Here is a 6,312-nt window from a genome sequence, read left to right on the forward strand (position 1 = left end):
CAATAGCAGATATCATAGCACATTGATCACTTTCAATAGTCTTTTTACAAAAAACAATAGTGAAGCTACAAAAGTTAATTGATATGTTTGTAATTATAAAGACCTTGCAGTTGTAAGCAGATTTAATATTTCAGCGAACATAACAGCTATAAAACCTACTATAACTTGAAAACAGATCATTAAATACCTTCATTTACTAACTATGAAAAGAAAAAATTTAAAGCTATTAGCATTTATATTTGCAATAATCTTTCATGTCCATGCACTAGCACAGAAACAAGATTTATTTCCCGATGGAACACCAATTCCTGACTGGTTTCGACAAGTTGAAGAAACAGATATAAGGACATTGGGTAAAAAGTTTCTGATTACCGATTACGGAGTTATTAATGACAGTAACATAATACAGACGGAGAAAATACAAGCAGTCATTGACAAAGCCTCCCAATCAGGAGGAGGTGTAGTAATTATACCTAAAGGAACTTTCTTAAGTGGCTCTCTTTTTTTCAAGCCTAATACACATCTTCACCTAGTAGAGGGAGCAACACTAAAAGGCAGCGACGACATCAGTAATTTTGTAATTGTCAATACCCGTATGGAAGGGCAGACATTAAAATATTTTGCAGCGCTTGTTAATGCCGATAAAGTTGATGGATTTACAATATCAGGTAAAGGCACTATCAACGGAAATGGGTTACGTTATTGGGAATCCTTCTGGTTGAGAAGAGAGGTAAACCCTAAGTGCACAAATATGGATGAATTACGTCCCCGATTAGTATATATATCCAATAGTAAAGATGTTCAGCTTTCGGGAGTGAGATTGATAAACTCCCCTTTCTGGACTACGCATATCTATAAATGTGAAAACGTAAAGCTTCTAAATCTTTATATATTTTCTCCTTCCGAACCTGTAAAAGCTCCCAGCACAGATGCAGTTGACTTAGATGTATGCACAAATGTACTTATCAAGAATTGCTACATGTCGGTTAATGATGATGCAGTCGCTTTGAAAGGCGGCAAAGGTCCTCTAGCTGATAAAGACGAAAACAATGGCAGTAACAGAAACATTATTATTGAAGATTGCGTTTACGGATTTTGCCACGGAGCATTAACTCTAGGCAGCGAATCTATTCACAATCATAATATAATACTGAGACGAACTCGCGTAGATAATGCAAAGCGTTTGCTTTGGCTGAAAATGAGACCTGATACTCCTCAAAATTATGAGTACATTTTGGTTGAAGATATTACAGGAAATGCATCTAATTTCTTATTTATTCAACCTTGGACACAATTCTTCGATCTAAAAGGGCAAACAAATATACCCCTATCCTATTCTAGTAATGTTACTATGCGTAATATTAACTTTAAATGCAGTACCCTATTCAATGTAAGCAACTCGGATCAATATGAGTTATCAAACTTTACATTCGAAAACCTGAATATTGAAGCTACAAAAGGTACAATTCAGACCGACTATATAAAGAATTTTACTCTGAAAAATGTAATAATTAACGGAGAGAAAAAATATTAAGCTTACATAATTAGCTCCATATTAAGACATAGATATTTTATAAAATAAAAACCGCCGCTTTCGAGAGCGGCGGTTTTATGAGTATCACAAAATCTTATTTCGGTTATACTTCCTTATAAAGAAACCTCCAAATCAACAGAAGTTCCTCTTTTATCTCCTTGAGGAAGATTTACTAGATACTTTTTCTTATTGATCTCGATCTTCATAGATTCCAATTGTTGAGTCGGATCTGAGATCGTTATTTTCAGTTTCTTTCCATTCTGCTTAATAAGAAACAATCCTGTATCACTACTTTTAAGATGAATATTTTTTGATATTTTCACATCGGCAGGGAGATACGAGGCTACAAAACCTATACTTTCTTTAGCTAGCCATACTGCTTGAATCTCCTTCGTGTTATGAACAATCTTGATATCTTCTATATTAAACTGTTTTACTTCTTCTTCCGATTTTGCTGGTAGAATCAGATATTGATATGCCTCATTCCTAGGATTGATACCATGATCAATCCATAAAGAAACAACATCTTTATTTTCCACCATATCTTTAGGATACATGTTCATGATGTCACTCCATTTTCCGGTGCGAGATTCAACCAAAGCTTTCTCTTTAGATGGTTCTAAAATAATATATCCTTTTTTGCCACTAAAGAAGCGAATATCATTCTGCAGAGAAAATTCAGAAGAATTAATTTTCTCCCAAGCATTATTTTTCAATTGAAGTAAGTCACCTTTTTTCACTTGTTGTTCTATCGATGTAGTCACTACACAACCACTATCTGCTGAAATACCAGCCCCCAGACAAAGAAGATAATCATCTGTGAATATCCATGCCTTGCGAGCTGTAATACCATCACGGTAAAAATCCATGGCAGTCAATCCAAACTTCCCATCGTTAACATTACCTACAAAATTGCTACTATTGTTATAACCTCCCCACGAAAGTTGTTTTAGAGGAGTATTGGTTTCATAACTAGTTATACCTGGTAGTTTTCGCCAATCCCAACAAGGGTAGATATCCAAGTATTCATCGCCATCTACATAGGTGTAAGTCGCCCCGTCTGCCAGATAATAACCTTTAAGATTATCTCCATTTCCAGCCTCAGCACCTATTACTCTATCCGATGACATTTTAACAGAAGCCATCCACAAAGGGCGACGCTGAACAGTCATATCTGACATCCAGAAATGATACAGACCCGTTAAAGATGCGGGGGCATCTCTGGTTTCAAAATTATCTCTGATTAATTCTTTATATCGATTCTCGTTTACAGTATCAACTTCGGACAGCATAACCGACGAAAATCCAACACTAAATGCTTTATGAATCTGAGCTTTTCTGAAAAACTGTCTCCCTAAAGCATTAATATCCATGTAGCCATTCCAAAGGATGTGGCTATATCCATTGTTAATCAAATTACTAAGAATATTCAATTGTGACTGATCAAAGGCGATAGAAGTACCTCCAAACATCTGAGCCCAAAAGCTCATACTAGAAACATAAGCAGCTCCATAATTTCCAAACTGTTGTTGCGCTCCATGTTGATGAAAACTATTATCTAATTTTATTCCTTCGCCCTCTCCAATTCTGATCTCAGAAGCAATTGTATCTCTAGCCGATTTCACCAAATCCAGATTATTTTCCAACAATCCTCTGACCAAGACATTGCCTGCAAGCCAGACTTTATTTTGCCCTGTCATTCTAAACTTAGCTTCACTCATTATCACTAAAGCATCTTGTTTTTCTTGTGGACTCAGTTTTTCTTCAAATAATATTAAGGCTCCTCCCAAAGTTTTGGGTACACCTATTTGATTATGCCACCAATTGGGGCTCACCAATTTCTTATCAATCCAATATTTCAGTGATTTATGAATGGCATTCTCAACCTCTTTCGATTCAAAATATCCCGAAGAAGGAAGTCGGTATGCCTTAGCTAAAATAAGTATGCGCTCAACATGCAGTTTAGGCAACCACCCCGAACGGTTTTGACTTTCATAATCTACATCTTTCCATGAGCCGTCTAATTGCAAAGTACTTAACAATAGGGAAACATCATCAGGAGCAATACGGTAGCGATCCATCAATTCGACAACCATCTGATCCGAAACTGCCGATTCTTTGGGAAATACAATCAGTCTGTTGACTAATTGCTGCTCTCTTTCATTTTCTGACAAGAGCAAGCTAATATAGTTCTGCTTAATAGTTTCGATCTCATCTGCATATGAATAAGCAGGTGTGACTATAAGCAAGAACAGAAAAACTCTAAATAAGGTCTTTTTCACAATAGTATAGGTTTAATAGGTTAAGGATAACTCAAATCTCTCTGAACTACGAAAATATGAAAAATTTTAAGAATTAATCACATTCACCAATATTTCTGTGCTCTTTATCTTACAGATAATGTTAAAACCACTATTATTATGATTTACAACTATAAGCCCCTATTGTCATTATACTTACCTTTATAAACACGAGGAAGACGGCTTGAAAATAATTCTGTCACTTTGTCATATTTTGTTTTTTCGTATTTTTTGGCACAAGATTTGATTATTCTCTAGTGTCGTAGCAAAACGACAGATTAGACTAAAAAAATAACAAATAAATATATAATCAAGAAATGGGAAAAATAATAGGAATCGACTTAGGTACCACAAACTCTTGTGTTGCCGTATTAGAGGGTAACGAGCCAATCGTTATCGCAAACAACGAAGGAAAAAGAACTACACCTTCTATTGTTGCTTTTATTGAAGGTGGCGAACGTAAAGTAGGGGATCCTGCAAAACGTCAGGCTATCACAAACCCTGAAAAAACAGTTTCGTCAATCAAACGATTTATGGGTGAAACTTGGGATCAGGTTTCAAGCGAAATCGGACGTGTACCATATAAAGTAGTAAAAGGTGATAACAATACTCCACGTGTGGATATTGATGGTCGTCTTTATACTCCACAAGAAATTTCGGCTATGATACTTCAAAAAATGAAGAAAACAGCTGAAGATTATTTAGGACAAGAAGTAACAGGAGCTGTTATTACAGTACCTGCTTATTTCAACGACTCACAACGTCAAGCAACTAAAGAAGCCGGAGAAATCGCAGGTTTGAAAGTTGAGCGTATTGTGAACGAACCTACTGCAGCAGCGCTTGCTTATGGTTTGGACAAAAAACACTTGGATATGAAGATTGCAGTGTTCGACCTTGGAGGTGGTACATTCGATATTTCAATCCTTGAATTAGGTGACGGTGTTTTCGAAGTAAAATCTACAAACGGTGATACTCACCTAGGTGGAGACGACTTTGACCAAGTAATCATCGACTGGTTAGCAGAAGAATTCTTAAGAGAAGAAGGTCTTGACTTACGTAAAGATGCAATGGCTCTTCAACGTTTGAAAGAGGCTGCAGAGAAAGCTAAAATTGAACTTTCTAGCGCAACTTCAACAGAGATCAATTTACCATATATTATGCCTGTTAATGGAATGCCAAAACACTTGGTTAAAACATTAACTCGTGCTAAATTCGAGCAATTAGCAGATTCATTAATTCGTGCTTGTATCGAGCCTTGCCGTAACTCTCTAAGAGATGCAGGTCTTACTGCTGGAGACATTGATGAAGTAATTCTTGTAGGTGGATCAACTCGTATTCCTGCAATTCAAGCAGAGGTTGAGAAATTCTTCGGAAAAACTCCTTCTAAGGGTGTAAATCCTGATGAGGTTGTAGCAGTAGGTGCAGCTATTCAAGGTGCTGTATTGACTGGCGATATTAAAGATGTGTTGTTGCTTGATGTTACTCCACTTTCTTTAGGTATCGAAACTATGGGTGGTGTAATGACTAAATTGATTGAGTCTAACACAACAATACCAACTCGTAAGAGTGAAACATTCTCAACTGCGAGCGACAATCAACCATCAGTACAAATCAATGTATTACAAGGTGAACGTCCAATGGCTAAAGACAATAAACAAATTGGAGTATTCAATTTGGATGGTTTACCACCTGCACAACGTGGTGTACCTCAAATCGAAGTAACTTTTGATATTGATGCTAATGGTATTCTGAAAGTATCTGCTAAAGATAAAGCAACAGGAAAAGAGCAATCTATCCGCATCGAAGCTTCTTCAGGATTAAGCGACGCTGAAATCCAAAGAATGAAAGACGAAGCTGCTGCTAATGCTGAAGCTGACCAAAAAGAAAAAGAAAAGATTGACAAGCTTAATCAAGCAGACTCTTTAATCTTCCAAACAGAAAAACAATTATCTGAACTGGGTGACAAGATTCCTGCTGACAAAAAAGCCCCAATCGAAGCAGCTTTAACTAAAGTAAAAGATGCTCATAAGGCTCAGGATATTCCAGCTCTTGATGCAGCAATGGAAGAATTGAATACTTTGTTCCAGGCATTAAGCCAAGAAATGTATAATGCTACAGGTGGAGCAGCAGATCCTAATCAACAAGCTAATCCTAATCAAGGAGGTGCACAACAACCAAACAACGATGGTGATGTAACTGATGTTGATTTTGAAGAAGTGAAATAATTACTATTTCTATATAGTATAAAAAGGGATGACCGCATTGGCCATAACTTTTTTATTTAGGTTTTTATTTACTATTTTCACCTTCGTTTTATAATTTTAATTTAACTAATCACAAACATGAAAAAGACTTTATTCCTACTCTTATTAATGTGCTTATCATCTTTCGGATATTCACAAACAACTAAAGAACTACTCATCACATTTATAGACAAAGGAGGTGAAAAACGATGGACAGACGACGCCGTAATTAAAG

The 6,312-nt window shown here is 36.3% G+C and carries 3 protein-coding genes; 2 read left to right on the plus strand and 1 reads right to left on the minus strand.

The features are described from left to right. The first annotated feature begins 202 nt into the window (after positions 1-202). Positions 203-1,534, plus strand: coding sequence for a rhamnogalacturonidase (locus HGC4_RS09060; RefSeq protein ID WP_050709815.1), 1,332 nt, complete (start codon positions 203-205; stop codon positions 1,532-1,534). Positions 1,535-1,647: 113 nt separating this feature from the next. Here the strand turns inward: HGC4_RS09060 and HGC4_RS09065 are convergent, their stop codons facing one another. Next, positions 1,648-3,816, minus strand: a complete 2,169-nt coding sequence (locus tag HGC4_RS09065) for a polysaccharide lyase 8 family protein (RefSeq protein WP_050709816.1) — start codon at positions 3,814-3,816, stop codon at positions 1,648-1,650. A 335-nt stretch (positions 3,817-4,151) separates the two neighbouring features. Between HGC4_RS09065 and dnaK the strand changes: the two genes are divergently transcribed. After that, a complete protein-coding gene (gene dnaK, locus HGC4_RS09070) occupies positions 4,152-6,059 on the plus strand; it encodes a molecular chaperone DnaK (RefSeq protein ID WP_050709817.1) in 1,908 nt (635 codons plus the stop codon). Positions 6,060-6,312 lie beyond the last annotated feature (253 nt).

It is taken from the genome of Dysgonomonas sp. HGC4 (assembly GCF_001261715.1).
GTDB lineage: Bacteria > Bacteroidota > Bacteroidia > Bacteroidales > Dysgonomonadaceae > Dysgonomonas_A.

What these genes read in the sequence shown, in the direction of transcription:
- dnaK (WP_050709817.1), top strand. Translation starts at nt 4,152, where the DNA reads ATGGGAAAAATAATAGGAATCGACTTAGGTACCACAAACTCTTGTGTT.
- HGC4_RS09060 (WP_050709815.1), top strand. Translation starts at nt 203, where the DNA reads ATGAAAAGAAAAAATTTAAAGCTATTAGCATTTATATTTGCAATAATC.